The sequence below is a fragment of the Chitinophaga sp. W2I13 genome, assembly GCF_050434005.1.
GTDB lineage: Bacteria > Bacteroidota > Bacteroidia > Chitinophagales > Chitinophagaceae > Chitinophaga.
The window spans coordinates 6,472,649-6,498,125 of sequence record NZ_JBNPWD010000001.1; the positions used below are offsets into that span (position 1 = coordinate 6,472,649).

Annotated in this window: 29 protein-coding genes; 12 read left to right on the forward strand and 17 right to left on the reverse strand. The window is 47.3% G+C overall.

What is annotated here, in order from left to right; genetic code table 11:
- Positions 1 to 21: 21 nt before the first annotated feature.
- Entirely contained in the window at positions 22 to 1,194 is a 1,173-nt protein-coding gene (locus tag QFZ48_RS26450; protein WP_429048130.1) for a THUMP domain-containing class I SAM-dependent RNA methyltransferase, read from the forward strand.
- 115 nt (positions 1,195 to 1,309) lie between these two features.
- Here the strand turns inward: QFZ48_RS26450 and QFZ48_RS26455 are convergent, their stop codons facing one another.
- Positions 1,310 to 1,783, reverse strand: a complete 474-nt coding sequence (locus QFZ48_RS26455) for an Lrp/AsnC ligand binding domain-containing protein (protein WP_079472010.1) — start codon at positions 1,781 to 1,783, stop codon at positions 1,310 to 1,312.
- A 165-nt stretch (positions 1,784 to 1,948) separates the two neighbouring features.
- Between QFZ48_RS26455 and QFZ48_RS26460 the strand changes: the two genes are divergently transcribed.
- A complete protein-coding gene (locus QFZ48_RS26460; RefSeq protein ID WP_429064560.1) occupies positions 1,949 to 2,821 on the forward strand; it encodes a class I SAM-dependent methyltransferase in 873 nt (290 codons plus the stop codon).
- A 4-nt stretch (positions 2,822 to 2,825) separates the two neighbouring features.
- Here the strand turns inward: QFZ48_RS26460 and QFZ48_RS26465 are convergent, their stop codons facing one another.
- Positions 2,826 to 3,245 carry a response regulator gene (locus tag QFZ48_RS26465; RefSeq protein WP_370910895.1) on the reverse strand — a complete coding sequence of 140 codons (420 nt, stop codon included), beginning with the start codon at positions 3,243 to 3,245 and terminating at the stop codon, positions 2,826 to 2,828.
- Positions 3,246 to 3,385: 140 nt separating this feature from the next.
- On the opposite strand from QFZ48_RS26465, the gene QFZ48_RS26470 reads away from it, so the two are divergent.
- Complete coding sequence (locus QFZ48_RS26470; protein WP_429048126.1) at positions 3,386 to 4,030, forward strand: hypothetical protein; 645 nt, start codon at positions 3,386 to 3,388, stop codon at positions 4,028 to 4,030.
- On the opposite strand, the gene QFZ48_RS26475 is transcribed toward QFZ48_RS26470, so the two are convergent.
- Complete coding sequence (locus tag QFZ48_RS26475; RefSeq protein ID WP_429064562.1) at positions 4,031 to 4,468, reverse strand: nuclear transport factor 2 family protein; 438 nt, start codon at positions 4,466 to 4,468, stop codon at positions 4,031 to 4,033.
- 95 nt (positions 4,469 to 4,563) lie between these two features.
- Between QFZ48_RS26475 and QFZ48_RS26480 the strand changes: the two genes are divergently transcribed.
- Complete coding sequence (locus QFZ48_RS26480; RefSeq protein WP_370910897.1) at positions 4,564 to 4,800, forward strand: DUF3820 family protein; 237 nt, start codon at positions 4,564 to 4,566, stop codon at positions 4,798 to 4,800.
- Positions 4,801 to 4,887: 87 nt separating this feature from the next.
- Here the strand turns inward: QFZ48_RS26480 and QFZ48_RS26485 are convergent, their stop codons facing one another.
- On the reverse strand, positions 4,888 to 5,361 hold the full coding sequence (locus QFZ48_RS26485; RefSeq protein ID WP_429064564.1) for a bactofilin family protein: 474 nt from the start codon (positions 5,359 to 5,361) through the stop codon (positions 4,888 to 4,890).
- A gap of 9 nt (positions 5,362 to 5,370) precedes the next feature.
- Positions 5,371 to 6,441, reverse strand: a complete 1,071-nt coding sequence (locus tag QFZ48_RS26490; protein ID WP_429048123.1) for a hypothetical protein — start codon at positions 6,439 to 6,441, stop codon at positions 5,371 to 5,373.
- Between the two features lie 260 nt (positions 6,442 to 6,701).
- Between QFZ48_RS26490 and QFZ48_RS26495 the strand changes: the two genes are divergently transcribed.
- Positions 6,702 to 7,064, forward strand: a complete 363-nt coding sequence (locus QFZ48_RS26495; protein ID WP_429064566.1) for a hypothetical protein — start codon at positions 6,702 to 6,704, stop codon at positions 7,062 to 7,064.
- Positions 7,065 to 7,131: 67 nt separating this feature from the next.
- The gene (locus tag QFZ48_RS26500) at positions 7,132 to 8,991 is read left to right on the forward strand and encodes a M1 family metallopeptidase (protein WP_429064568.1); all 1,860 of its coding nucleotides are present in this window, start codon (positions 7,132 to 7,134) and stop codon (positions 8,989 to 8,991) included.
- 4 nt (positions 8,992 to 8,995) lie between these two features.
- On the opposite strand, the gene QFZ48_RS26505 is transcribed toward QFZ48_RS26500, so the two are convergent.
- Genes QFZ48_RS26505 through QFZ48_RS26520 form a run of 4 tightly spaced genes read right to left on the reverse strand, consistent with a single transcriptional unit; the run spans position 8,996 to position 14,250 of the window.
- Positions 8,996 to 10,021 (reverse strand): DUF4249 family protein, encoded by a 1,026-nt coding sequence (locus tag QFZ48_RS26505; RefSeq protein WP_429048119.1) that lies wholly within the window; start codon positions 10,019 to 10,021, stop codon positions 8,996 to 8,998.
- Between the two features lie 2 nt (positions 10,022 to 10,023).
- Positions 10,024 to 12,630: a TonB-dependent receptor gene (locus QFZ48_RS26510; protein ID WP_429064570.1), complete on the reverse strand. Its 2,607-nt coding sequence runs from the start codon at positions 12,628 to 12,630 to the stop codon at positions 10,024 to 10,026.
- Positions 12,631 to 12,661: 31 nt separating this feature from the next.
- Positions 12,662 to 13,639, reverse strand: coding sequence for a FecR family protein (locus tag QFZ48_RS26515; RefSeq protein WP_429064572.1), 978 nt, complete (start codon positions 13,637 to 13,639; stop codon positions 12,662 to 12,664).
- A gap of 47 nt (positions 13,640 to 13,686) precedes the next feature.
- Complete coding sequence (locus QFZ48_RS26520) at positions 13,687 to 14,250, reverse strand: RNA polymerase sigma-70 factor (RefSeq protein ID WP_429048114.1); 564 nt, start codon at positions 14,248 to 14,250, stop codon at positions 13,687 to 13,689.
- Positions 14,251 to 14,825: 575 nt separating this feature from the next.
- Here QFZ48_RS26520 and QFZ48_RS26525 point away from each other — a divergent pair.
- The 6 genes from QFZ48_RS26525 (at position 14,826) to QFZ48_RS26550 (ending at position 21,104) form a co-directional block, all read left to right on the forward strand.
- Entirely contained in the window at positions 14,826 to 16,184 is a 1,359-nt protein-coding gene (locus tag QFZ48_RS26525) for an acyl-CoA dehydrogenase family protein (RefSeq protein WP_429048113.1), read from the forward strand.
- A 74-nt stretch (positions 16,185 to 16,258) separates the two neighbouring features.
- Complete coding sequence (locus QFZ48_RS26530) at positions 16,259 to 17,014, forward strand: SGNH/GDSL hydrolase family protein (RefSeq protein WP_429048111.1); 756 nt, start codon at positions 16,259 to 16,261, stop codon at positions 17,012 to 17,014.
- A 67-nt stretch (positions 17,015 to 17,081) separates the two neighbouring features.
- Positions 17,082 to 17,927 carry an alpha/beta hydrolase gene (locus QFZ48_RS26535; RefSeq protein ID WP_429048109.1) on the forward strand — a complete coding sequence of 282 codons (846 nt, stop codon included), beginning with the start codon at positions 17,082 to 17,084 and terminating at the stop codon, positions 17,925 to 17,927.
- An 82-nt stretch (positions 17,928 to 18,009) separates the two neighbouring features.
- Positions 18,010 to 19,119, forward strand: a complete 1,110-nt coding sequence (locus QFZ48_RS26540; protein ID WP_429048108.1) for an SPFH domain-containing protein — start codon at positions 18,010 to 18,012, stop codon at positions 19,117 to 19,119.
- 58 nt (positions 19,120 to 19,177) lie between these two features.
- Positions 19,178 to 20,302 carry a zinc finger domain-containing protein gene (locus QFZ48_RS26545; protein WP_429048106.1) on the forward strand — a complete coding sequence of 375 codons (1,125 nt, stop codon included), beginning with the start codon at positions 19,178 to 19,180 and terminating at the stop codon, positions 20,300 to 20,302.
- 229 nt (positions 20,303 to 20,531) lie between these two features.
- Entirely contained in the window at positions 20,532 to 21,104 is a 573-nt protein-coding gene (locus QFZ48_RS26550; protein WP_429048105.1) for a DUF4142 domain-containing protein, read from the forward strand.
- A gap of 62 nt (positions 21,105 to 21,166) precedes the next feature.
- Here the strand turns inward: QFZ48_RS26550 and QFZ48_RS26555 are convergent, their stop codons facing one another.
- From QFZ48_RS26555 to QFZ48_RS26590, 8 genes are all read right to left on the reverse strand, one after another.
- Positions 21,167 to 21,577: a DUF6691 family protein gene (locus tag QFZ48_RS26555; RefSeq protein WP_370913173.1), complete on the reverse strand. Its 411-nt coding sequence runs from the start codon at positions 21,575 to 21,577 to the stop codon at positions 21,167 to 21,169.
- A gap of 1 nt (position 21,578) precedes the next feature.
- Entirely contained in the window at positions 21,579 to 22,154 is a 576-nt protein-coding gene (locus tag QFZ48_RS26560) for a YeeE/YedE family protein (protein ID WP_429048103.1), read from the reverse strand.
- A gap of 29 nt (positions 22,155 to 22,183) precedes the next feature.
- The gene (locus tag QFZ48_RS26565; RefSeq protein WP_370913171.1) at positions 22,184 to 22,456 is read right to left on the reverse strand and encodes a GNAT family N-acetyltransferase; all 273 of its coding nucleotides are present in this window, start codon (positions 22,454 to 22,456) and stop codon (positions 22,184 to 22,186) included.
- A 12-nt stretch (positions 22,457 to 22,468) separates the two neighbouring features.
- Entirely contained in the window at positions 22,469 to 22,726 is a 258-nt protein-coding gene (locus tag QFZ48_RS26570; protein WP_429064574.1) for a (4Fe-4S)-binding protein, read from the reverse strand.
- Between the two features lies 1 nt (position 22,727).
- Positions 22,728 to 23,129, reverse strand: coding sequence for an OsmC family protein (locus tag QFZ48_RS26575; RefSeq protein WP_370913169.1), 402 nt, complete (start codon positions 23,127 to 23,129; stop codon positions 22,728 to 22,730).
- A 9-nt stretch (positions 23,130 to 23,138) separates the two neighbouring features.
- A complete protein-coding gene (locus tag QFZ48_RS26580; protein ID WP_429048099.1) occupies positions 23,139 to 23,768 on the reverse strand; it encodes an alpha/beta hydrolase in 630 nt (209 codons plus the stop codon).
- 1 nt (position 23,769) lies between these two features.
- Complete coding sequence (locus QFZ48_RS26585; RefSeq protein WP_429064575.1) at positions 23,770 to 24,702, reverse strand: ring-cleaving dioxygenase; 933 nt, start codon at positions 24,700 to 24,702, stop codon at positions 23,770 to 23,772.
- 64 nt (positions 24,703 to 24,766) lie between these two features.
- Positions 24,767 to 25,303: a YceI family protein gene (locus QFZ48_RS26590; RefSeq protein ID WP_370913166.1), complete on the reverse strand. Its 537-nt coding sequence runs from the start codon at positions 25,301 to 25,303 to the stop codon at positions 24,767 to 24,769.
- Positions 25,304 to 25,477: the final 174 nt, after the last annotated feature.

Sequence of the window (25,477 nt, forward strand, 5' to 3'; positions counted from 1 at the left end):
GATTGGTAAATTTGCCGCCTTATGTCATTATATACAACAAAGGGAACCGTTACCATCACCTGTAACAAACGCCTGACACCTTACCTGGAGCAGGAAGTAAAAGATCTGGGTTTTACTGTAGACGAAACATTCGTTACCGGTGTGCGGTTGAATGCCTCTCTCAATGAGTGTATCCGCCTTAACCTGAACCTGCGTTGCGGCAGCCAGGTGCTGTACAGCCTGAAACAATTTGAAGCAATCGACGGCGACGAAATATACAATCAGCTGAAATCCTATCCCTGGGAAACGATCCTTCCGGAAGATGGTTACTTCTCCATCACCAGCAATGTGCAGAATGAAACGATCAACAACAGCATGTTTGCCAACTTAAGGGTAAAGGATGCAGTAGTGGACCGTATGCGGGAAAAAACAGGCAAGCGTCCATCCACTGGTGCGGAGCTTACCGGTGCAGTAATCCACCTGTTCTGGAAAAATGAAAATGCTGAAATATTTGTAGATACTACCGGCGACTCGCTCGCACGGCATGGATACCGTAAAATACCTGGCCGCGCTCCGATGCTGGAAGCATTGGCGGCATCTACCATCCTGGCTTCCCGCTGGGACCGTAAAGCGCCTTTCATCAACCCGATGTGTGGTTCCGGCACCGTTGCCATTGAAGCCGCATTAATCGCTACCAACAGCCGTCCCGGTCTTTTCCGCGATAACTATGCCTTTATGCACCTCCGTGGCTTTGATGAAAATGTGTACCTCGATGAAAGAGGACTGCTGGAAAAACAGATCGTGGAAGTACCGGAGCTGCGCATTATCGCTACCGATCTGAGTGAAATGGCGATTGTAAACGCCCGTAAAAATGCAAAGGCTGCCGGTGTGGAAGATATGATTGAATTCCGCGTATGCGATTTCGCCAGCACAGAAGTGCCGGAAGGCGCTGCCGGCGTAGTATACATGAATCCCGAATACGGATTGCGCCTTGGAGAAATTGAAGCGCTGGAGGAAACATATGGCCGTATCGGTGATTTTATGAAGCAGCAATGCGGTGGTTACTTTGGATACGTGTTCACCGGGAACCTGGAACTGGCTAAGAAGATAGGTCTTAAAGCCAAACGCAGGATAGAGTTTTACAACAGTACGATCGATTGCCGCCTGCTGGAATACGAGCTGTATGCCGGTACCCGCGACGCGCGTAAACTGTAAATGGTAGTGCCGGCGGGGTATGGAAGCCCTGCCCGCTTTTCGTTTATCCGTTAACGAAAGACATAAAAAAAACGCTGCCTATAAAGCAGCGTTCATAAAATAAAGCGTTTTATACTTACACTACCTCACTCACGTTAATCGGTCTTGAGAAACTCTCTTCCAGTGAAATAATCGTTTCCGTTCTTTCTATTCCCTTTATATGCTGCAGATCGTCCTGCAATATTTTACGCAGCTCCCCGCTGTCTTTGCAAATGATTTCTGCAAACATGCTGTAAGAACCGGTGGTATAGTTCAGTCTCACGATCTGCGGAATTTTTAACAGCTGCTTAGCAACGTTTTCATACAATGAACTTTTCTCCAGGTAAATACCAATAAACGCCAGTACATCATACCCGATAGCACGCAGGTTAACCTGTAAACGGGTGCCTTTGATCACACCCATTTCATGCAGTTTCTTGATGCGGACGTGGATAGTGCCGCCGGACACAAAGAGCTTCTTACCCAACTCTGCATAGGAGATACCGGCGTCAGTGGACATTTCCGAAATGATCTGTAAGTCTAATTTGTCAATATTTAATGGTTGACTCATTTTGGTGATGCGATTTAGAATATTTTCTAAAAATAGGTATTTTTTTGAAATAATCGCAAAAATTATCCCGGTGCTGATCCTCAATAAATTCACGGCCCGGGCAGGAGCAAAACGATATTCGCTTTTTTTGATTAAATTAATGGAGGAGTTCATAAAACACTATCCATGAAGGAAGACGTCACGAGTAGAACCGCGCAATATATGGCCCTATTCCGGGCGCTGGAAACCACCCGCTCGCGGGACCAGCGGTTGTTCACCGATAAATTCGCATCCTGGTTCCTGGACAGCAGGCTGAAAATGGGCGTGTGGCTTTGCCGGATACCAGGCTGGCGTTCTTTCGCCGAATGGATTATCCGGAAGAAGATCCCCGGCGCCTTATCCTCCGGCATCGCCCGCACAAAGTATATCGACGACCTCCTGCTGCAGGCGGTGGATAACGGCGCCCAGCAGGTGTATATTCTAGGCGCTGGTTTTGATACACGCGGACTGCGGCTTCCTTTTCTGCGCCAGCTGAAAGTGGTGGAAATCGATCATCCCAATACGGCCGCCTATAAGCTGGCAAAATTACGCGCACATAAACTGCCAGCCAAAGTATACTATTACCAGATAGATTTTAACCGGCAAAGCCTCGACCAGCTGAGCGCACTGAATAACTTTGATTTTACGGTGCCTACCGCCATTATCTGGGAGGGCGTAACCAATTACCTGAACAAGGAAGCGATCGACAGCACCTTTGCGTTCCTGCAGCGGTTCGAACCCGGTTCCAGGGTTATTTTTACCTATGTACACCAGGCCGTACTGGATAACCCTTCGGCATTTTATGGTGGCGAAAAACTGCTCAAAGACGTAGCAGAGCTGGAAGAACGATGGACATTTGGTTTTGAACCGGCAGCATTACCCGCATACCTTCGCCAATATAACTTTCGCCTGCTGGAAGACCTCGGCGCCAGCGAATACCGGAAACATTACTTACCCGGCCGTTCGGAAAAAGGATATGAGTTTTACAGGGTTGCCTGTGCGGAACGCATAGAAGATTAAGCGTTTATACCTTTGTGTAGGAATTCAGCTTTTCCTGCAGCAGCCGGCACAGCTCATTGAACCGCGCTGGTTTGGTAACAAAATCCGCTGCACCCAGCGATTTTGCTTTGGCTATTTCATGCTTTTCATCACTGGTGGAAAACATGATCACCGGGATATCCTTCAGGTAAGGAGTAGCTTTTATTTTTTCAAGGAAAGCAAAGCCATTCATTAATGGCATATTCATATCCACGAATATAAGGTCCGGCGTAAATGCACCGTTGCGGAGCAGGTCAAACGCTTCCTGGCCGTTACCGGCGGTGGTAAGGGTGATTTCGTCCCTGATGGTGCCAAGCGCCAGTTTAAAAAACTCCTGGTCGTCCTGATCATCGTCCACCATCAACAGCGTCGTTAATCCCCGTTTACTATTTGCGTTCATATTCATGGTAGCTGGCATATAAATGTACATCTTATTACACTTACAGACAGCCGATTGTTAAAAGAGGATTGTCATTTTTTGAGCTAAACTTTTTATTGGGTGTCTTGTTGTTCTAATGAAGCCTGTAGATACATAAAACAAATTTTATGAAAGCAATTATCAAATCCATGCTGGTGGGCATAGTGCTATTATGGGGCGCGTGTGGTACCACCGTGCATATGACAGGAACCTGGAAAGCCCCGGAAGCCCCTGCAGAAGGGTATCATAATATACTGGTGGCCTCACTTACTTCCAATGTGGGAGCGCAGCAGGTGGTGGAAACCCAGATGGCGGCAGCCCTTCAGAAACGGGGTGCTGTAGCCGGGAAAGGACTGGACCTGTTTCCTCCTAAATTCAATCCGCTAACAGAAAAAGATAAAAGCGCTGCTACGCAGAAAATGCAGGATGCAGGGTACACCGCCGTATTAACCACCTCATTGGTTAATAAGGAATCCCAAACGAGATATGTGCCAGGCACCGTTTCCTATGCTCCTTATCCTGCATACGGCTGGTATGGCCGCTTCTGGGGATATTATGGCTATATGTACGGCTCGGTGTATGCTCCGGGCTATTACACCACCGATAAAAGATATTTCCTGGAAAGTAACCTGTATGACCTGAAACAGGACGGAAAGCTGGTATGGTCGGGTCAGTCGGAAACCTATAATCCGAATAGCCTCGAGTCATTTGCCAAAGCCTTTGCTACCCAGGTGTCTGATGCGCTGGAAAATGGAGGGTTATTGAAAAGATGATCAGTGACTGTTGTCGTAATAAGTATAGTCTTTTTCAATTTTCCCATCATCTATGGTGAATACGGTGCAGATGGGCAGTCGCCACTTTTTGCCATCAGGGCCGGTGGCTGATGAAATGAATTCTACGGTAATATGATTTTTATCTCCATATACATTCACCACTTCATCATGAATATCGGGGAATTGCTGTTGCAATTCTTTGTATTTTTGGGCGGTTTGTTCGCGGGTGCGTTGCACGGGATCCGGTCCAAAGGATGGATCAAGGAAAGTGGCGGTATCCTTATAACAGGCTGCCAGCTTTTTCCAGTCGTGTTCATTGAAAGCCTCAAAGAGATCCTTTACAATAAGGGTATTGGAATTGGCCAGGCTGATCTTGGCTCCGGGTTGTACACATCCTGCAAAAGAAAGCGCCAGTAACAGTATCAGGGAAGTTTTCATGCATGATGACTTTTGAGATATTACAAATTACGAAGAAGCGCGGGAAAATGAATTTATAATTTTAATTTGCCGACTTAATTATAAATCAGTTTTTTATGGAGATGTCAGCACCCGATCCGGAAATGTTGCAACAGCTGGTAGTGATGAAAATGCCGTTTGGAAAGTATAAAGATGTGGTGCTTTGTGACCTGCCGGTGAGTTACCTGGAGTGGTTCCAGCGGAAGGGCTTCCCGAAAGGTAAGCTGGGAATGCTCCTCGAAACGATGCTGGTAATAAAAATGAACGGTCTTACCCAATTGCTCGATCCCCTGAAAAAGAAGCGATATCCTTAATGCCTGCGCAGGCGGAAATAAAAAGCGGTTGTTGCCATCAATGGAAACAACCGCCTGAACGAGGTATAATATTGGCAGTGATACTTATCAGAACCAGCTGGTGTTCTTTTCTTCTTCTTCCTGGCCACCGGTTTCAGCATCCACCGCAGCCGACACTTTGATTTCTTCAGCTACCGGGGTGTGACTAAGATCGGTTTTCAGAACGGGCTGCACGTTTTTACGGATAGCGCCTTCCACCACAGCTCCTTCTTCTATTTCCAGCACCATCGCATTCACATCGCCTTTTACCAGCGCTTTATTGCTGATATGGGCTTTGTTGGTGATATATACATCGCCATACACTTTCCCATGCACCACCAGGTCGGCAGCATATATATGCCCACGGATGCTCGCTGTTTCACTAACCACCAGCTTACCACTGGTTTTTACATCGCCTCTTACATTCCCATCAATCCGGCCGGAAACTGAAGCATCTATACTACCATTCACGGACACTGTTGCAGGAATACGAAAGGCTCCGGGAACAATTATATTTCGGAAAATATGTCTGACATTGATCACAAGTATAAATTAGAGGGTGATGGGATTAGGTGTAGCAGGAGTATGCTGTGTTACATCTTCAAAAGTAGACACAATAGAACTGGAATTACCCAGGTCAAGCCCCACGCTTCTTTGAGGTTTATTATCTGAAATTCTCAATGAATTATAAAGATAACCGATACTCATGAGCTTTTCAGGTTCAGGAGCAACTTCTACCGGAATAAAGTCACGGAATTCTTCTACAAAGGCATCTGTGAGTTCACGATAGTAAGCGCCGCCGCCCATCAGGTAAATCTTTTCACAGGTTTCAAAATCCAGATCCGTAAAATAACTGCGCATCAGCGGCGAAACCACTTCCCTGTAATACTGTGTGAGCACACCTTTACGCATATCACGCAGATCGATCCGCTTGCGGTTGGTGAAAATAGAACCCTTCATGAAAGCATCATCCACCTGGTGTTCGTTTTTCATTTCCAGATAGTGTTTCTGGTTCAGCTCACGGGTAAGGTTGTTAATGGCATAACGGATACCATGGGAACTGAAGCAGGTACGGTGAACCAATCCGTCGCCGGTGGCCATGCCGCCTTCAATAGTACCAAACCCAAAACTGATGGCAATGAAGTTGTCGAGCTGGGGTTCATTGATACTTTTCTTCAATCCTATGATACCACCTACGATTTCAGGGATCACTTCATACTTCTCAATATCGAACATGGCCTTCTTAAAAGAACCTTTGGTATTGTAAGTTTGCGTATCGTAGTCAATCAGGAAATGCCGTTTACTTAAAAACTGTTCCGCAGCGTTTTTGTAAATATTGTAAGTAGAGAAGGGGAACCCTACAGTAAGGGCAATGGGTTGTTGTACTTTATCAATGGTGTTCAGCAAAGCAGCTTTAAACAGTATTTCATAATCCTCTTCTGTGGGCGACGCATTGGTAACTCTGCCGGGATTGATCCCACCTCGTTTTGCCAGGTTGCCTACCAGGTACCAGGCTTCATCCTTTTTAATTTTTAATCCGTTGAGAAGATCCTTACTTGAATTTTCTGTGTTTCCGAATGCGGTTTCAAAAACGCTTGGGAAGCTGGTTGTTGATACTTTCATAGTGCTTTGTTATAATAACGAATGTAGCCGTGACTCTCCGTGAAGGAGGGTTTTCATCGGGATTGAAATAGCGGTTAAAGATATAAAATATTAGAATAAGGGGGTGACAACCAGTGAATTTATGCTAAATTTAATACAGCGATGTTACATTTCAAAATGCATCGCTGCCGGTAAAGCGTTCCCTGCTGATAATAAACAACCCGGCTTTATCGTTTAGAAGATGTCCCCCTTTGCCTGTATTCATTCTTATTTTCATTTGTATGAAATACCTCGTATTGGCTGCCGGTATCTGTTTATGGGCCTGTCATTCTTCGCAGAAGGTGTATCAGGCGCCCGCAGTGGGAGCGGAGGCCCAGTTTGACCGGGGGCTCCGGCCGGAGAAACACCCTAAGTATCTCTTTGATAAAAAAACAATGAACGATATGCAGAAGCAGGGCACTGCAACGTCTTACTCCCCCAAACGCCGCAATACTGCACCTACTATCCCGCTGCCCGGGAAAGGAGCCAACGGTAAAGACAGTACGAATTCAGCCACCGACAGCCTGCATACCAACGCAGCTGACAGTTTACGTATCCCTGCCGATTCTCTTAAAGCGCCGGTAGATACCACTCATATCCCATAGCGCTTCTTTCTGCCATGCCGTTTCCGGGTTATTCCCTACTTTTGAAGCCACCGCTTTTATATCACTTATGAGGAAATATGGTATTTTATGGCTGCTGCTGGCAGCATTTCAGCAGGCAACCGCCCAAACCCCTTTATATATGCCCCTGACCATCAATAAGGCATATGACAATCAAACCCGCAGCTATAGCGGCGCCCCGGGCGCCAGGTACTGGCAGAACAAAGCGGGGTACGATATTAAGGTGGCCTTTGACCCGGCAACAAACGGCATTTCCGGCTCGGAACAGATCCGCTGTACCAACAACAGCCCGGATACCTTAAAGGTCATTAACTTCAAACTGTTTCCCAATCTCTTCCAGAAAGGAACCGTGAGAAATATGGCGGTTTCCCCGGAAGACCTGACCAACGGCGTTGTAATAAAGAATATGAAGGTAAATGGTGAAGCGAAGCCGGTACCGGCTATCATCCGCGGCACCAATATGCCGGTGTATATCACGGATCTTTACCCAGGGCAGTCGGTGCAGTTTGATCTCGACTTTTCCTATACCCTGAACGAAAATACACACATCAGAACCGGCGCCGTGGACTCCGGCGCCAGTTTCATCGCCTACTTCTTTCCGCGTATTGCGGTATACGACGATATCAACGGGTGGGACCAGATCCCTTACATGGGTACGCAGGAGTTCTATAACGACTTCAGCGATTTTCGTGTAGCCATTACGGTGCCCGGCAACTACGAAGTATGGGCGACCGGCGACCTCAAAAATACCGCAGCCGTATACAACGATAAATATGCGCAACGCATCGCTGCTGCTGAAAAGAGTAACGACATCATCGCGGTGATCGACAGCAACGATGTGCGGGAGGGGAACATCACCCGGCAGCGCGGCGCCAATACCTGGCAGTATGAGGCAGCCAATGTCACCGACTTTGCTTTCGCCGTCAGCAACCACTATTGCTGGAACGCCACCAGCGTGGAAGTAGACGCTACCACCAAAAGACGCACCCGTGTGGATGTAGCCTTTAACCCACAGCATGCGGATTTCTTTGATGTGATACATTACGCCCGCGCCACCGTGGATAAGATAAGCCACCACTTTCCTAAGTGGCCGTTCCCGTATTCGCACGAAACGGTGTTCGACGGACTGGACCAGATGGAATACCCCATGATGGTAAACGATAACCCGCTGGCCGACAAAGCCCAGACCATCGAGTTAACTGACCATGAAATTTTTCATACGCTCTTTCCCTTCTACATGGGCACCAATGAAACACAATACGCCTGGATGGATGAAGGATGGGCCACGATCGGCGAATGGATCATCTCTCCATTGATCGACAGCTCCATCGTGGATGACTACGGCATGTCGCCCTATAACTTCATCGCGGGCAAAGAGGCGGACCTGCCCATCATGACGCCCTCCAATCAAACTACAGATGCCTATATGACCAATTCCTATCCTAAACCAGCCCTGGGTTATCTCTACATAAAAGACATGCTGGGGGATACCCTTTTCCTGAAAGCGCTGCATTATTATATGTCGCAGTGGAATGGTAAACACCCCCAGCCATACGACTTCTTCTACTGTATGAACACTGGCGCCGGCAGGAATATGGACTGGTTCTGGAAAAGCTGGTTCTTCGACAATGGCTTCCCCGACCTGGGTATCACACGGGTAACGCAAAAAGGAAAACAAGGAACGATTGAAATCACTTCCATCGGAAATAAACCGGTTCCGGTTGATGTTACCCTCTTTTTTGACGACAACAGCACTATGAAGTTACACCGGAGTATCGCGGTGTGGGAGAAGGGTAACAAAACAACATTGCTTCCCTTTTCATCTCTCAAAAAAATTAAAAAAGTAACATTGGGAAGCACCTGGACCGCAGACATCAACAAACGGGATAACACCTACGAAATAAAATAACCGGCTATAGTTTATCGTAATACAGATAGTACAATTTCTGGTAACTGCCTCCAACAATACCAAGCCCGCCCTGTGTATTGCTTTTGAGCTGAATGGCCTGTATAAGGCTGTTCAGCCCCGGATTGCGCTTCACCTTTTCATAAGTAAGCAGGAAATCATAATATTCTTTTGAGACAGATTTCACATATACCAGCACCCTTCCTACCGGCGCAATGGCTTCAGCAGGATTGGAGCTGAGGGCCGTGGCATTAATGTAAAAATAAGTGGTAAGCGGTTTGCCGGACTGCGTAAACAGGATGCTGTTATAATTTTCATTCAAACCGCCGATCTGGTTATTGTCGGCGTTTTCATCCTGTGTATAGCAGGGAATGCGCAGGTAATCATTGAGGAAGCTGCTGTCTTTTTTAGGATTGCAACCAGGCATATTTTTTACACGTTGATAGAGGGAATCGTGTTCACTCTTCTTATATCGCATACCCCTATACGAAAATGTGGTATCCGTGATAACGCTTTGCTTCACGGCCTCCATTACCAGGTATTGTTTCACACCGGGAATGGGGTTCACGATAAAATGAAAGCGTAACACCGGGCGTCCGTTAAGCAAGGTACGGAGCGTGTCCAGCAGCTCCACTTTAAAAGGCGGAGGGATGGAAGCCATGGCGTTAACGGTTTTCAAGCCGGGCACCGTTACCCTTATTTTATAATTTTTGCCTGCATCCAGTGTAGTTTTGCCACGGTATACGCTCATGGCATTGCTGGAATCTTTCACATACGTAAGTGCTTCCAGCGGTTGTCCGTTTTTGTCCATCAGCTGTACATCCGCATTTTCTACCAGGTCAAAGCCGGTGTTGATACCTGGACCTACCGGTTTGCTTTTGCCTACCCGCACTTCCGGTATATCGTTGGCCACCAACTCGCTGTACACTACCTCCCTGGGAACGGCATTGTTGGGAGGAAGCGGCAGTTCCTGCTCACAGCCCGTTAGCAGCAAAATATTTAAAACCGGTATTAATATAAACAGGTATTTCATGATTAAAATTTGAACGTATAAGTCAGATACGGCAATGTTCTGAATAAACTATACTGATATAACTGTAACGGGTACACGTCGCTGTAATCCAGGTAAGAGAACTGGTCAAAGCTCACGATAAAAGGATTCGTGCGGTTATAAATATTATAAACGCCCGCGGTAATCACATGATGAAAACGTTTTTCGTTACCCAGGTTTAAGGTGGCCCCGAGATCCAGGTGATGCACAGGGTTTAGCCGGTAGTTATTTAACCGGGAAATATAAGGCAAATAGTTTACCTGGAAAGTAGAGAACGGTGAATAACGTTCGTCCAGGTAGCCTTTGATATTGCGGCTCCAGTCGAAATCCGGGAATATCTGCACCGGCAGGGTGAAAGGTGCACCGGAGGCGAATTTCCAGGAAGCGGATAGACTCCATTTCGGATTAAACCGGTATTTGAGCGCCAGGGAAATATTGTGGCGGCGGTCTTCTTTATAAGGGAACATCTTCCCGGCATTCAACCGGTCGAACTGCCGCCAGGCCCACGACAGGGTATAAGAGAAGATGCCTGTCAGCTTGCCTTGTGTTTTTTCCAGCAGCACTTCGCTGCCATAGTTATAGCCGTTGCCGGCGATCACTTTTTTCTCCCAGAGATCCGAGTTATCGAAGATATTCAGTACGGTGTTGGTGGTAACAATATTTTTCAGTTGTTTATAATAGAGGTTCACATTGAAGCGCCATTGGTTGCTCCACTGCCGCTGATAGGCGATGCTGTAGGAGTATGCATGCTCCGGTTTAATATTCTCGGTGCTCGGTACCCACAGATCGGTGGGGAGGTTGATAACCGGCGTGGTTAACTGGTGCACAAACTGTGTCATTTCAGCAAATGATGCCTGTAAATACTGTGAATGGGGCAGTTTCCACCGCAGCATAAGTCGGGGCTGTAAACTGGGGTAAAAAGAGGTACGCTGCGCCAGTGCCCCGAAATGCAGTCCGGGCCGCACGATCAGCCGGTCGTTCAATAAGCGGAGTTCATCCTCTGCGTATGCGGAGAACTCCGACATATAATAAATAGGCGCTTTCCGCTGCGTAGCTTCTCCCGCGGAGATGTTATTATGATAGGCCGTAGGTGCAAAGTTGTGATAGGTATAAGCACCGCCGAAAGAAATATGATGACTGTTGCTCACTGCATATTCCGTTTCGTTCCTGATGGCCACGTCCCTGATCCGGGAAACGCCTTTCCCCCGCACAAACAGGGAGTCGTAGAAGGAGAGGGGGATGATCGAATTCTGCGTAAAAACGTTATAAAAACGGCTGTAGGTAGCAGTGGTACTGGAGAATATTTTTGGATTCACTACTTTGGTCCATTTAACGGCAGCAGTAACATTGCTCCAGTCAAAATTGTAATCATCAAACAGCTGGATAACCGGGTTCTCGCTCCTGATAAACATTTTATCCTGTCCTTTATAGAAGCTGACATAGATCCTGTTTTTGTTATCGATGACCTGGTTGAGTTTAAAGTTTACATCATAGAGATAATATTTACCATAGTCTTTCAGATAAGCCCTTCCATAAAGGGCATCTACCAGGGATCTTCTTACAGACAAAGAAACAGAGCTGCGGTCTTTTACAACGGGACCTTCCAGGAGGAAGCTGCCGGAAACGGGGCTCACGGTAGCGCTGCCATGCCACTCTTTCATATTCCCGTCTTTTGTACGGATATCCACTACTGAGGAAAGGCGGCCACCATAGCGCGCCGGGAAGGCATCTTTATAAAGCGACACATCTTTTACCGCATCTCCGTTGAAGATGGAGAAAAGTCCGAACAGGTGACCGGTATGATAAAGTGGTACCCCATCCAGGAGGTACAGGTTCTGGTCTGCGCCGCCACCTCTGACCAGCAGGTTGCTGCTGCTTTCGAGGGAACTGCCGGTACCGGGATACAGCTGCAGTGATTTCAGCACATCCTTTTCGCCCAGTAGTGCCGGGAAGTTGGATACATAGCCAACGGGCATATTGATGTAGCCGGGTTGGGAATTAACGGTTTCATTTTCGCCGTTTACCACTACTGTTTGCAACATGCTGCGGGCTTCCATGTGTATATCCAGCTGTCCGTCGTCCGGCGGTGGAAGATGTTGAAACACGGGTTTGTACCCGATATGTGAAAACACCACGCCCAGGCAGGTGTCCGGCACTTGCAGGCTATAGAAGCCATAGGCATTGGTTTCAGTGCCTTTCCGTGTAATGGGATCGTATACAGAAGCGCCGATGATCAGCTCATTGCTGTTTATTTCTTTTACAAATCCGCTGATGGTATAATATTGTACCTGGGAGGTTTCGCGGAGCAGGAATATTTTCCCGTTGAGGGCAGCCACCTGGATACCGGTACCCTGGAGAATAACCTTCAGTACGTCGCCGGTAGTGTGTTCTGTTCCGCTGAGCTGTACTTTTTTATTCAGGTGTAAAAAGCTGGAGCTATAAGAAACGTTGATACCGGTAACTTTCTGGAGATCCTGGATATAAAATAAAATGGTCCCCTGCCGGGCAGCAGGGGTATAGCTTTCATGGAGAATGTCCTTTCCATTGTGCTGTGCCTGCAGGAATTGAAACGGGAACAGTAACAACAGCATTCCATAAATAAGGAAAAGCGGGTTTTTTGTTCTACTGGGTGATGACGATGGAGTCGCCGTCCTGTTGATAGTGGAACCCAAGCAATAGTTGTAATTCATGCAAAACATCATCGCAGGACTGATTTCGGAATGTAATCGTAGCTTTTTGCTGCGATGCGGTTTCCCTGTATTTTTCATCAACCCTGATATCTTTTGCGTAAAAGTCGGCTAATTGTGGCAATATTTCAAGCAGTGTCTGGTCATTAAATTGCAAAATACCTGTTTTCCAGGCGATGAAATTCAGGTTGTGATTATTATTGGCAGATAACTGTCCGTTGCCCCATACACCCCGTTGGCCACTATTCAGTACTATGGCGGTGGTATCGCCTTCCAGACTTAGTTTTACGCTGCCGGAAGCAACGGTAACGGCCGTACTGTCTTTTCCTGTTTGCACGGTAAAGGAGGTTCCCAAAACTTCAATCACGGATTGATTGGGCGTTTTTACCAGAAAAGGATGGTCCGGATCACTGGCTATTTCAAAAAAGGCTTCTCCTTCCAGTTCCACAATACGTTGGTTGTGGTGATAGCCATTGATATACCGGATCATTGCGCCCTGCCGGAGGGTTACCATTGATTTATCAGGTAACTCCAGGCTTTTTATTTTGCCGTCATTCGCTGCCAGCTCGTGTTTTTTAAGCGAGGAGCGTGTTTCCAGCCACCATGCGCCTGCTGTAAGTAATATCAGGATGGCTGCAGCAGCAGCATATTTGGTATAAAGTGCTTTTACGCGGGATGGCGCCAGCTGTATCGCCTGGTCCGTTTTATCCCAGGCAGCGGCCGTGTTGTATTCCCGTTTGGGCGCCACTGCAGCGGGACTGTCCCCCCATAGTTTTACCAGTATTTCATATTCTGCCCGGTTTTCGGGAGAGGCTTCCAGCCAACGTTGCAGGGCAGCGGATTCCGCTTCTGTACATTGACCAGACAGATTTTTAGCAATCAGCTCATGCAGGTAGGTATCAAAATGCTCCATAATACAGTGTGCTCTACTTAAATAACGCTCATTAATGTAACAACCCTCTACAGGGGCATGAATATTTTTAGTAAAAACGGGATACTAACGGGCAGCCCATATTGCTGTAAATATTTCCGCAGCAGCTTCAATGCCCGTCCCATATAGTTTTCAACTGTTTTAGCAGAAAGGCCGAGTTTGGTTGCCGTCTGTTGATGTGTCATTCCCTGCAATCTGCAGCAGGTGAATACTTCCCGGCATTGCGGGGGAAGGTTGGCAATAGCCTCATATACCAGCTGTTCATAGTAAGGCTTTGCATTTTCAATCTCTTTAGCACCGGGATCTTCTGCCGTTTCTGCCAGCCATTCGAAGCCTTTGTTGCCGGCTTCCTCGGTACTTTGCTTGCGTAACACAGAAATAGAATTATTCCTCACCGCACGAAAAAGGTATGCTTTTATATTAGGTATGTCTATCAGCTGCCGGTGTTTCTCCCAGAGCTTAATAAAGGTTTCCTGCACCACATCTTCCGCTGCTGCATCGTCTTTCAGGAAACTATAGGCATAGTTACATAAGTCATTGTATTGTGAATGAAATAATTCTTTATACGCCTGGTAAGAAGGTGATGTAATCATTTAACCTTCAGGAAGTTTTAGTATATGAAATGATCGCTGCGAAAGTAACTATCTTTTTGAAAACAATTACAGTTTACACATTACAGATTATATTTTTATTTGGTAGAAAAGATTAGAAAAAAGTGGAGAGGGCAATAGAGGGATACCGGATTCTCTGCGTCAGCAATATAACAGCTATGCCTATTATGTTTGTTAGAAGTTAGTTTTTTTAGTTGTGTTTTTAAACGGGGTTGCATATGGTTCTATGCAACCCTATTTTAATTTCCGCGGATTTTGTCTTTCTCACTGATTACGCTGATTTTACTGATTTTACTTATGGGATTTTATAAAGATTTAAAAAGATCTGGGAGGTATAAGCGAAATATCCGCTTCTGGCTACTTGATTTTTCTTTTAAATAAAATCAATGCAATCAGCGTAATCAGGCAGAAAGACATGGTCCGCTTATATCTCCCAGATCTTTTTAAATCTTTATAAAATCCCATAAGTAAAATCAGTAAAATCAGCGTAATCAGTGAGAAAGACAACATCCGCGTAAATCCCGCGGATTACGTATTTTTAAGTAAAACCATGTAAGATGTCCGGACCTCTCACGAAACTAAAGAATGCGTACCACCTGTTGAAGAGCATTGATTTCGCCATGCTGGCTAAACTATCCGAAAAAGTAGATCTCCCGAAGGTGATGGAGTCGGTAGGGAAAATGGATGATACGCAACTGAACGGCTTAATGAAAATGCTCACCAGTGGCAGTAAGAAGAAAGAGCTGCCGCCTATTGAAGGCGATTTCTATGATCTCGGGGCAAAGCTCAATGCGGAAGACAGGGCACTGCAGCTGAAGGTGCGGGCATTTATGGAAAAGGAAATCAAGCCTATCGTTAATGAATACTGGCTGAAAGCGGAATTCCCTTTTGAAATCATCCCGAAATTCAGGGAGCTGAATATCTGCGGGGTTACTTATAAAGGGTACGGATGTCCTAACCGGTCGTTCCTGATGGAAGGGATCATTGCCATGGAAATGGCGCGTATAGATGCTTCTGTAGCTACTTTCTTTGGCGTTCAGAGCGGATTGGCCATGGGATCTATTTATATGCTGGGCTCTGAAGCACAGAAACAGGAATGGCTGCCGGGAATGCAGCAGCTGAATATTATTGGCGCATTCGGACTTACCGAACCGGAAGTAGGTTCCGGCACCGCCGGCGGACTAACCACAACGGCTAAACGGGAAGGCGATACCTGGATACTGAATGGCCAGAAGAAATGGATTGGCAACGCCACCTTTGCTGATGTAATTGTGATCTGGGCAAGGGATGTGGACGATAACCAGGTGAAAGGATTCCTGCTGAGAAAAGATACGCCCGGTTTCAGCGTGGAAAAGATCCATGATAAAATGGCGCTGCGTATTGTCCAAAATGGATTGATCACCCTGAAAGATTGCCGCATAGCGGAATCTGACCGCTTACAACATGCTGCTTCCTTTAAAGATACTGCCCGTGTACTTCGCATGACCCGCGCCGGTGTGGCCTGGGAAGCGGTGGGCTGCGCCCGCGGCGCCTATGAAAACGCGCTGGCGTATACGCAAACCCGTAAGCAGTTCGGAAAACCTATCGCCGCTTTTCAGCTGATCCAGGGCCACCTGGTGGAAATGCTGTCCAATCTTACTGCCATGCAAACAATGGTATTCCGCTTATCGGAAATACAGGATGCCGGCGGGTTAAAAGACGAGCATGCCTCGCTGGCCAAAGTGTTTTGTACATTGCGTACCCGCGATGTGGTAAGCCGTGCCCGCGAAGTGATGGGAGGCAACGGCATTTTGCTGGAATACAATGTAGCGCGCTTTGTGGCCGATGCAGAAGCTATTTACTCCTACGAAGGCACAAAGGAAATCAATTCCCTCATCGTGGGCCGCGCCATTACCGGCTTCAGCGCATTTGTATAAAATATCAAATCTTTTTTATAGTTTAAATGCCGGATTGTGGACTATGCCGCAACCAGCATTTAATCCGTATCGTTATGAATTCATCAAACAGACGTCATTTCCTCAGGAACGTTTCCCTGGGAGCCCTTGCTGCCATCAGTATTCCAGATATTGTTGCCGCCGCAACGGTAGCAGAGAAATCTAAAAAGATAGTACTCAAAAAAGAGAGCGTGGTATTGTTCCAGGGCGATTCCATCACCGATGCAGGCCGTAAACGCGACAACGACCAACCCAATGCAGGTGGCGCACTGGGCGGCGGTTACGCGCTGATGGCCGCATCTTCCATGCTGCTGAAAAGTGCAGATAAAAATTTAAAAGTGTATAATAAAGGGATCAGCGGAAATAAAGTATTTCAACTGGCCGACCGCTGGGATACCGATTGCCTGCTGATTAAGCCGGATGTGCTGAGTATCCTGGTAGGTGTAAATGATTACTGGCATACGTTGAGTAACAACTATAAAGGTACCGCCAAAACATACCGCGACGACTACGATAAACTGCTGGCACGCACCAAACAGGAGCTGCCGGATGTACAGCTGATCATCGGCGAACCCTTTGCCGTGAAAGGCGTGAAGGCCGTAGATGATAAATGGTACCCCACGTTCGATGAGTACCGCGCTGCTGCCCGGGAACTGGCAGATAAGTATCATGCCACTTTTATTCCTTATCAATCTATTTTTGATAAAGCGCAGAAATCAGCACCGGCGTCTTATTGGACCGGCGATGGTGTACACCCCAGCGTAGCCGGCGCCCAGCTGATGGCGGAAGCCTGGTTACAATGTGTAAAATAAAACCGGTTTTATCTGCTCCTTTCTTTTATTACATTTGTTTCATTACATGAAATCTGAAAATCCGGTTATGAAACAAATAGTTATCTTATTAATGATGTTAGGAGTAAATACAACGATATCCGCACAACAGCAGCAGATCCATCTCTGGCCCGCTGCCGTACCCGGTGAAACAGCCGCCAAACAAACCGCAAAGGTAACCCCGGATGGCAGCAATCATGTAACACGGCTCACCGATGTTACCGACCCGGTACTGGAAGTGTTTCCGGCCGATGCGGCCAATAACAACGGCGTAGGCGTGATCATCTGCCCTGGCGGTGGTTATAATATCCTGGCCATTAACCTGGAAGGATACGAAGTAGCCGCCTGGCTCAACAAACTGGGTTACACTGCTTTCGTATTACAATACCGGGTACCCAAAAAAGAAGCCGGCGCCCTGCAGGATGCACAACGTGCCATCCGCCTGGTACGCAGCATGGCATCCGAATGGAAGCTGCAGCCCGACAAGATAGGAATGATGGGCTTTTCGGCAGGTGGAAGTCTTACCGCCAGGGCATCAGTGCAATATAACGTGCATACCTATACGCCAATCGACAAGGCCGACTCTTTGTCTGCACGTCCCGCTTTTAGTGCACTCATTTACCCGGCTTATCTTGATAAAGGAGAAAACAGGTCACTCACCCCTGAATTGAAGTTAACGAGTGAAACGCCTTCCATGTTCCTTTTTGCTACCGCAGATGATACCTATGGCAATAGTGCCCTGGTAATGGCCGGCGCCCTCCGCGACGCCAAAGTGCCGGTGGAGCTGCATTTTTATGCAAAAGGAGGCCACGGATACGGCTTACGGAATGGCAATCCCGCGGGAGAAGCCTGGCCCTTACTGATGGAAAAATGGCTGAAAACAACCGTGAAGTAAGCTTATATAAATTATAACTTTCAGGAAGTAGCTTTTCGAGTGAATAAATGGCTAAATTTGGTCCACTCTAAAACCTGTTACCATGGGAATTTTTGATAAACTCAGGAATGAATTTATTGACATTATTGAATGGACCGACCCGTCCGCCGATACCATTGTGTGGAAGTTTCCCCGCTACCAGAATGAAATAAAAATGAACGCCAAGCTTACTGTGCGCGAATCACAGGTGGCCGTTTTTATGAATGAAGGTAAGATTGCCGATGTTTTTCAACCCGGCATGTATACGCTTACTACACAGAATATGCCTATCCTGAGCACCTTGCAGGGATGGAAATACGGCTTCAACAGCCCTTTTAAAGCAGACGTGTTCTTCGTGAGCATGCGGCAGTTTACCAACCAGAAATGGGGAACCAAGAACCCGGTAATGCTCCGTGATGCGGAGTTTGGACCGGTGCGGCTCCGGGCTTTCGGCAGTTACGCTTTCCGCGTAAAGGATGCCGGACAATTCCTGAAGGAAGTAGCAGCTACTAACCCGGAATTCACCGTGGAGGGTATCAACGAGCAACTGCGTAATCTCGCAGTATCCCGTGGTATGGAAGCCGTGGCAGAAGCAAAGATCCCAGTACTGGACCTGGCAGCCAATTATGAAGAAGTATCCACCCAGATCACCGGTAGAATTGGTACTGAATTTAATGAACTCGGACTGGAACTGACCAAGTTCCTGATAGAAAATATTTCCCTGCCACCGGAAGTGGAAGCTGCACTCGATAAACGCAGCAGCATGGGTATCGTTGGGAACCTGGGCGCGTATGCGCAATTCCAGGCAGCCAACGCCATGGAAAAAGCAGCAGAAAACCCTTCCGGCGGCGGACTCGCAGCGGCCGGCTTAGGCGCCGGCATGGGCGCAGCCATGATGGGACAGGTAGGTAACATCTTCCAGAATAATAACCAGCAGGCCAATACAGGCGGTGGAGCACCACCTCCGTTACCCGGCGCTGCATCGTTTTTTGTAGCCGTAGACGGCAAACAATCCGGCCCCTTTGATACCGATCAACTCCGTCAGCTGGCCGCCGCGGGCAGCCTGAATGCGCAAACCCTGGTGTGGAAAAACGGCATGGCTGCATGGGCCGCCGCCAACACAGTGCCGGAACTGGCGCCGGTATTAGCCACCGTACCACCACCATTACCTTAACTAAAGCAGGCCGTCCGGCATCACGTGATGCCGGACGGTATTAGATCCATACGTTCCTATGTCTTTTGAGGAAAAAACAAGCGAAACAGTTAACTCGTTGAAATGCCAGAACTGTGGCGCTATCCTGCATTATGCACCAGGCACCAACAGCCTGAAATGTGAATACTGCGGTACCGTGAACCAGATTGAGGATGATACGCAGCCGGACGCTATACAGCCCATCGATTACGACGCTTTTATTGCTTCACAGCAAAATCATACGGAAGCTACCCAACAGGCAGTAGTAGTGAAATGTGTCAGTTGCGGCGCGTCTACTACCATGCTGCCCAATGTAACCGCTGATTCATGCCCCTTCTGCGCGTCGCCGCTGGTGGTGGATACCGCGCAAACTACTTCCATCCTGCAACCGCATTATGTATTGCCCTTTGTAGTGAGCGACAAAACCGCGGTGGACCACTTTCAAACCTGGATGAAGAAACTTTGGTTTGCACCGTCCGACCTGGTGAAGAAAGTAAAAGACAGCTCCTCTCAACAATTGAAAGGCGTGTACATTCCACACTGGAGCTACGATACGGACACTTATACGGAATACTCCGGCTCCCGCGGTGAATATTATTACACCACAGAAAGCTATACAGTGGAAGTAAACGGCCGGACGGAAACCCGCACCCGGCAGGTACGGCATACCGCATGGTACCCGGCTTCCGGCAACGTTAACAATAACTTCCGGGACGTGTTGGTATCTGCCAGTCCTTCTTTGCCCCTGAAAATGGCGCAGATCCTGGAACCCTGGCACCTCGAACAACTGAAAAAATACGACGGACGGTACCTCAGCGGTTTCCGGGCGGAACTTTACCAAACGAATGCCGAACAGGCACTGGCAATCGCAAAAAAAAGAATGGACCCGGTAATCCGTAATGAGATCTGTGATGATATCGGCGGCGACGAACAACGCATCGACGACTACGACGTGGAATACAACCAACTTGGCCTGAAGTATTTGCTGCTGCCCGTTTGGATCAGCGCCTACCGGTATAATAACAAACTCTATCATTTTGTGGTAAATGCCTGCACCGGGGAAGTAACGGGCGACCGTCCCTACAGCTGGATGAAAATTGTAGGCCTTATCCTCGGTATCATTGCCGCCATCATTATTATTTACCAGTTCGCTCAATCTCAATAAGAGCAGGCACTATAAAAGAGAAATGGTTATTGTAAAAATTACAATAACCATTTTTTTTGCGCGTTCCGGGGAAAACAATCTACATTTTTCTTGCGTCAGTCCGCTTTGACTCTTCCTTTAAAATCCTTTGCTGTATTGCGTTTGATCGGTATTTGTTTTCAGGGTACCGTTTTTGCAAAGTAGAGCTATGTAAACGGGCACACCTATTACAAACCCAAAACAATATACAATGAAGAAGCTAGTTATTTTATCAGCAACATTTTTAGCCGTGTGGATGACGCAATCGTGTAACAACAATGCGAAGAATCCACAATCGGAAACACCGGTCGACAGTGCAAAGGATGTCAACGAAACTGTTAAACCGGTAGATGAAAAATCATCTGAATTTGCTGTGGAGGCTGCAAACGGTGGTATGATGGAAGTTGAGATGGGTAAGCTTGCACAGGAAAAAGCACAGAATCCAAGAGTAAAGGCTTTTGCCACCATGATGGTGAATGATCACTCCAAAGCAGGGGATGAATTAAAAGCACTGGCCGGAACAAAAGGCATCACTTTGCCGGCAGAATTGTCTACCGAAACAAAGAAACACATCGACGATCTTGGTAAGAAAACCGGTAAGGATTTCGACAAGGAATACATGAGCATGATGGTAGACGACCACGATAAAGACGTGAACAAATTTGAGAAAGCAGGCGATAATGTAACAGATGAAGACCTGAAAACCTGGGCCAGGAATACACTGCCAACGCTGAAGGCACACCAGGATTCCGCGAAAGCAATTAAAGATGCTTTGAAAAAATAATTATCTGTGAATCCAGAGAATTGCAACCATAGCTTCAAGGGCCTGTTCCTTGAAGCTTTTTTTTAATGAGGCAGCTTCGGTTTTAATGCACCATAGATCCATGTGCCTGCAATGGCGCTCAGCAAAGTAATGCCTACTACCGTGAAACCGGTACCTATCTGCGCAAACAGCGGACCCGGACAAGCCCCGGTGATGGCCCATCCCAGGCCAAAGAGCAATCCGCCGAAGATCTGTCCTTTATTGAAAGTTTTAGGAGCCACCGAAATCGGTTCACCCTGGATAGTTTTAATATTAAACCGTTTGATCAGTTGCAGGGAAATAATCCCGGTAATTACCGCGGTGCCAATTACACCGTACATGTGAAAGGAGGTAAGCTGAAACATTTCCTGGATACGGAACCAGCTGATCACCTGCGCCTTTACCAGCACAATACCAAAGAAAGTTCCTGCTACCAGGTACCTGATATTTTTCATGTTAGTTCAGCCATTTAAAAAGGTAAGGAATGAGCAGGTTGGCACTGATAAAGCCACCGGCCATAAAGCAACACGTAGCCACCAGCGATGGCCATTGTAAATTAGACAACCCCATGATGGAATGCCCCGATGTACAACCTCCGGCATAGCGGGTACCAAAGCCCACCAGCAAACCGCCCAGCACAAAGAATACCAGTCCCTTCCAGGTAAAGACATTCGACCAGCTGAATATTTCCGGCGGCAACAGCGCTGAGTAATCATGCACGCCATAAGTGGCCAGCCTTGCCTGTGTGGCGGCAGCCACCTGGATATCGTTGCTATCCTGCAGGTAGTGCCCTGCAATAAAACCACCCAGTACAATACCGGCTACAAAGAAGAGGTTCCAGGCCTCTTTTTTCCAGTCGTATTTAAAGAAGGAAATATTCGCCGGGAAACATGCTGCACAGATATGCCGCAGCGAAGAGGAGATACCAAAGGCCTTATTGCCCAACAGCAACAGCACCGGTACCGTAAGACCAATCAGCAACCCGGATACCGACCAGTGCCAGGGTTGCTGAATGAATTTCATAAGTTGCATGGAAAGGAATTTAGGAAGTGATAAATCTGTTACAGGAGATCATTATACTCCGGATGTCTTTTCATATAGGCATTTATGTAAGGACAGTAAGGTTTTACTTTAAGATGATTTTCCCGGGCGTATTCCAGCACGTATTTAGCCAGCTGTCCTGCAATGCCGCGGCCTTCCAGTGCAGGCGGCACTTCTGTATGCATAAAGGCAATGCCGCCGGGGTACAGGGTATAGGCAACAAGTGCGGTATGTCCTTCCACTTCGGTTTCAAACTGTTTCTTTGCGATGTTATTCCTGATGGTAAGTTCCATATAAAAAGGAGATTATAATTTGTCTGGTAAATTGCCGTCTTCTTTCGTCGCGTCTGCATTCATAAAGAAGCTCAGCGCCCCGGAAGGGCATTGTTTGATCTGCGATATAATTTGTTCGGTAGTAGCCCCCTGTGCATTGATCCAGGGTTTTTCGTTTGGATTGAATACGGACGGAAGGCCGTGAAAACACTTCTCCGAATGGATACATACACCTGGCTTCCAAACAATGGTTACCTCTCCGTTGGAGTAGTGTTTGGTGATGTCTTTCATTTTATACGGCTTTAGTGTTCATAATAATCGGATGGCTCAATACTTTATGAATAGGGCAGGAGCGCGCTATCTGCTCCAGCCTGGCGATCTGTTCTTCACTAAGGTTCCCGGTAAAGTGCATGTCGATATCGATAACGGTAGTAAGTGGATCCGGCTTCGCAGCGCTGTTAAACCGCAGCTCAATTTCAATGTTTTCCACATGCCACTTTTTCCTGTCGGCATACATTTTAAGCGTGATAGCAGTGCAGGAGCCCAGGCTGCTCAGTAATAATTCCCCGGGCTGCGGGCCGGTATCGTCGCCGCCGGCTTCTATTGGTTCGTCTGCCAGCCAGCGGTGGTCCCTCGTATCTATCGACACCTGGTAAGGACGGCCCGATAAACTTACTCTAACTTCCTGGTCCATATATTTTTTTTACTGAAAATGATCTTTCATCCATGCTGCTGCCAAAGTAATATCTTGTTGTACCAGGTTATGACCGGCAGGAATATCGAAGGTACTTATTTTAAAGCCATTGCCTTCCAGCAGGGTGGCATAAGCCGCCGTGGCCGCAGGATCTACGGTGCCGTCCTGTGCGCCCGAGCTCATAAATACGGGCTGCTGCCGCTGCGTTTCAAAGCTGTCTTCTATACCGCTCAGCGGTTGCATAGGACGGAACAATACAGCGCCGGCCAGCAATTCCGGGTATAAAATAAGCACGGCGCCTGCAATATTGGCGCCGTTGGAATATCCAACAGCAATCAGCTTATTGATATCGAAGCCTTCTGTAGCGGCTAATTCTTTCAGGAAATGCACCATTTCATGCGTCCTGAAATGTACATCTTCTTCGTCAAATACGCCCATGCCTAAACGACGGAAGAAGCGGGGCATGCCATGTTCCTGTACATTGCCCCTCAGGCTGAGTATATTAAACCCTTTACCCAGTGATCCTGCCAGCGGTAATAAATCCCTTTCGTCTCCACCTGTGCCATGCAACAGCAATAACGTATAGGCGGCGGGGTTACCCACCGCTTCGTATACATACTGCATCGGTTTAAAATCCATATCAGTCCAGTTTAATCAGTTTTTTCACAATCTCTTCCCGCTGCGGTTCATATTGCGGCGGCAGCATCAGGTGCGTGCCCAGTTCGGCTGCCGGCTCGTCTACCGTGAAACCGGGAACGTCGGTGGCCAGTTCAAATAAAACACCGCCCGGCTCCCGGAAGTAAACAGACCGGAAATATTTACGGTCCAGCTGCGGCGTAACGTTTAAACCACGGTCTTCCAGCAACTGGCGGTAATGCAGTTGCATATCGTCGTCTTTCATCCGGAAAGCAATGTGGTGCACACTTCCGCCGGCAACATGCCCGCGGGATTCTCCCTTGGCTTCTACCAGGTCGATATAATTGGCGGTATTGCCGGCCGGACTTACAAAGCGGTAACGGTTGGTATGATGTTTATCAAGTTTGTAACCAAACACAGATACCAGCAGGTCGGCAGTAGGCTGCACATCTTCCAGCGTAAGGGTAACATGATGAAAACCCCGGGTGGCATTTTCTTCCCTCACTTCATTGGTTACCCATGGTGTGCGGTTGTCTGGCTTTTCCGGTACGGTCAGTTCCACCTTCAATCCATCGGGATCAATAAAGGTCAGGTATATTTCCCCGAATTTGGAAGATGGTTTATTATAGATGATGTTCTCTTTTTCAAATCTTTTTAACCAGAAGTCAATGCTGCCTTCCGGAATGCTGTAGCCTACCTCGGTAGCCATGTGGGTACCTCTGCGGCCGGCCATAATATCTTCCCATGGGAAGAAAGTGAGGATAGTACCGGGTGTGCCGGTTTCATCTCCATAATAAAAGTGATAAGTGTGGGGATCATCAAAGTTCACCGTTTTCTTCACAAAACGCAATCCCATCACACGGGTATAAAAATCAAAGTTCTTCTTCGCATTGCCTGAAATGGCCGTGATATGATGCAGGCCTGTTATTTCATTCATAATTCCTCCTTTTAAAAGTTGGCTGTTAGTCTTTGTACAAGACAAAGACTAACAGCTGATAATCTTACTGCTTCTTGATCAACTGCACTTCTCCGTAGATTTTTACATCGTCGCCTACCATTACGCCACCAGCTTCGGTAGCTGCATTCCAGGTAAGGCCAAAATCTTTGCGGTTAATTTTTCCGTTGATAGTAAAACCTGCCCTGGTATTGCCCCAGGGATCTTTTACCACACCACCGAATTCTACAGCGAGTTTGATGTTTTTAGTGATCCCGCGGATGGTCAGATCTCCGTATAATTCATAGGAGCCGTCGTTATCAACGCTCTCATATTTGGTCGTTTCGAAAATGATATCCTTGTAGGTGTTTACATCAAAGAAGTCGGGAGAACGAAGGTGTTTGTCCCTGTCGGCGCTGCCGGTTGAAATAGAGTCTATATCTACCGCTACTCTCACTTTAGCAGTCATAAAATCTTCTTCTTCCGTTTCTGCGTCCACCGTGAAGTTGTTGAACTTACCATTGATGTTGGTGATCATCAGGTGACGGATTTTAAATCCAAGTTCACTGTGACTCGCGTCGGCTACCCATTGTTGTTTTGCCATAAGTAAATGTAGTTTTATAATGAATCAATAAAATTGCAATGCTGCGTAAACCGCTGCAGGATTATATTTTAACAAGATCAGGAACCTATTGTTCAATCTTTTGTATCACAAATATCGGGTGAAAACAGGTGGGTTCAAATGGATCAAATACACATAATGATGTACTTTTTGTGT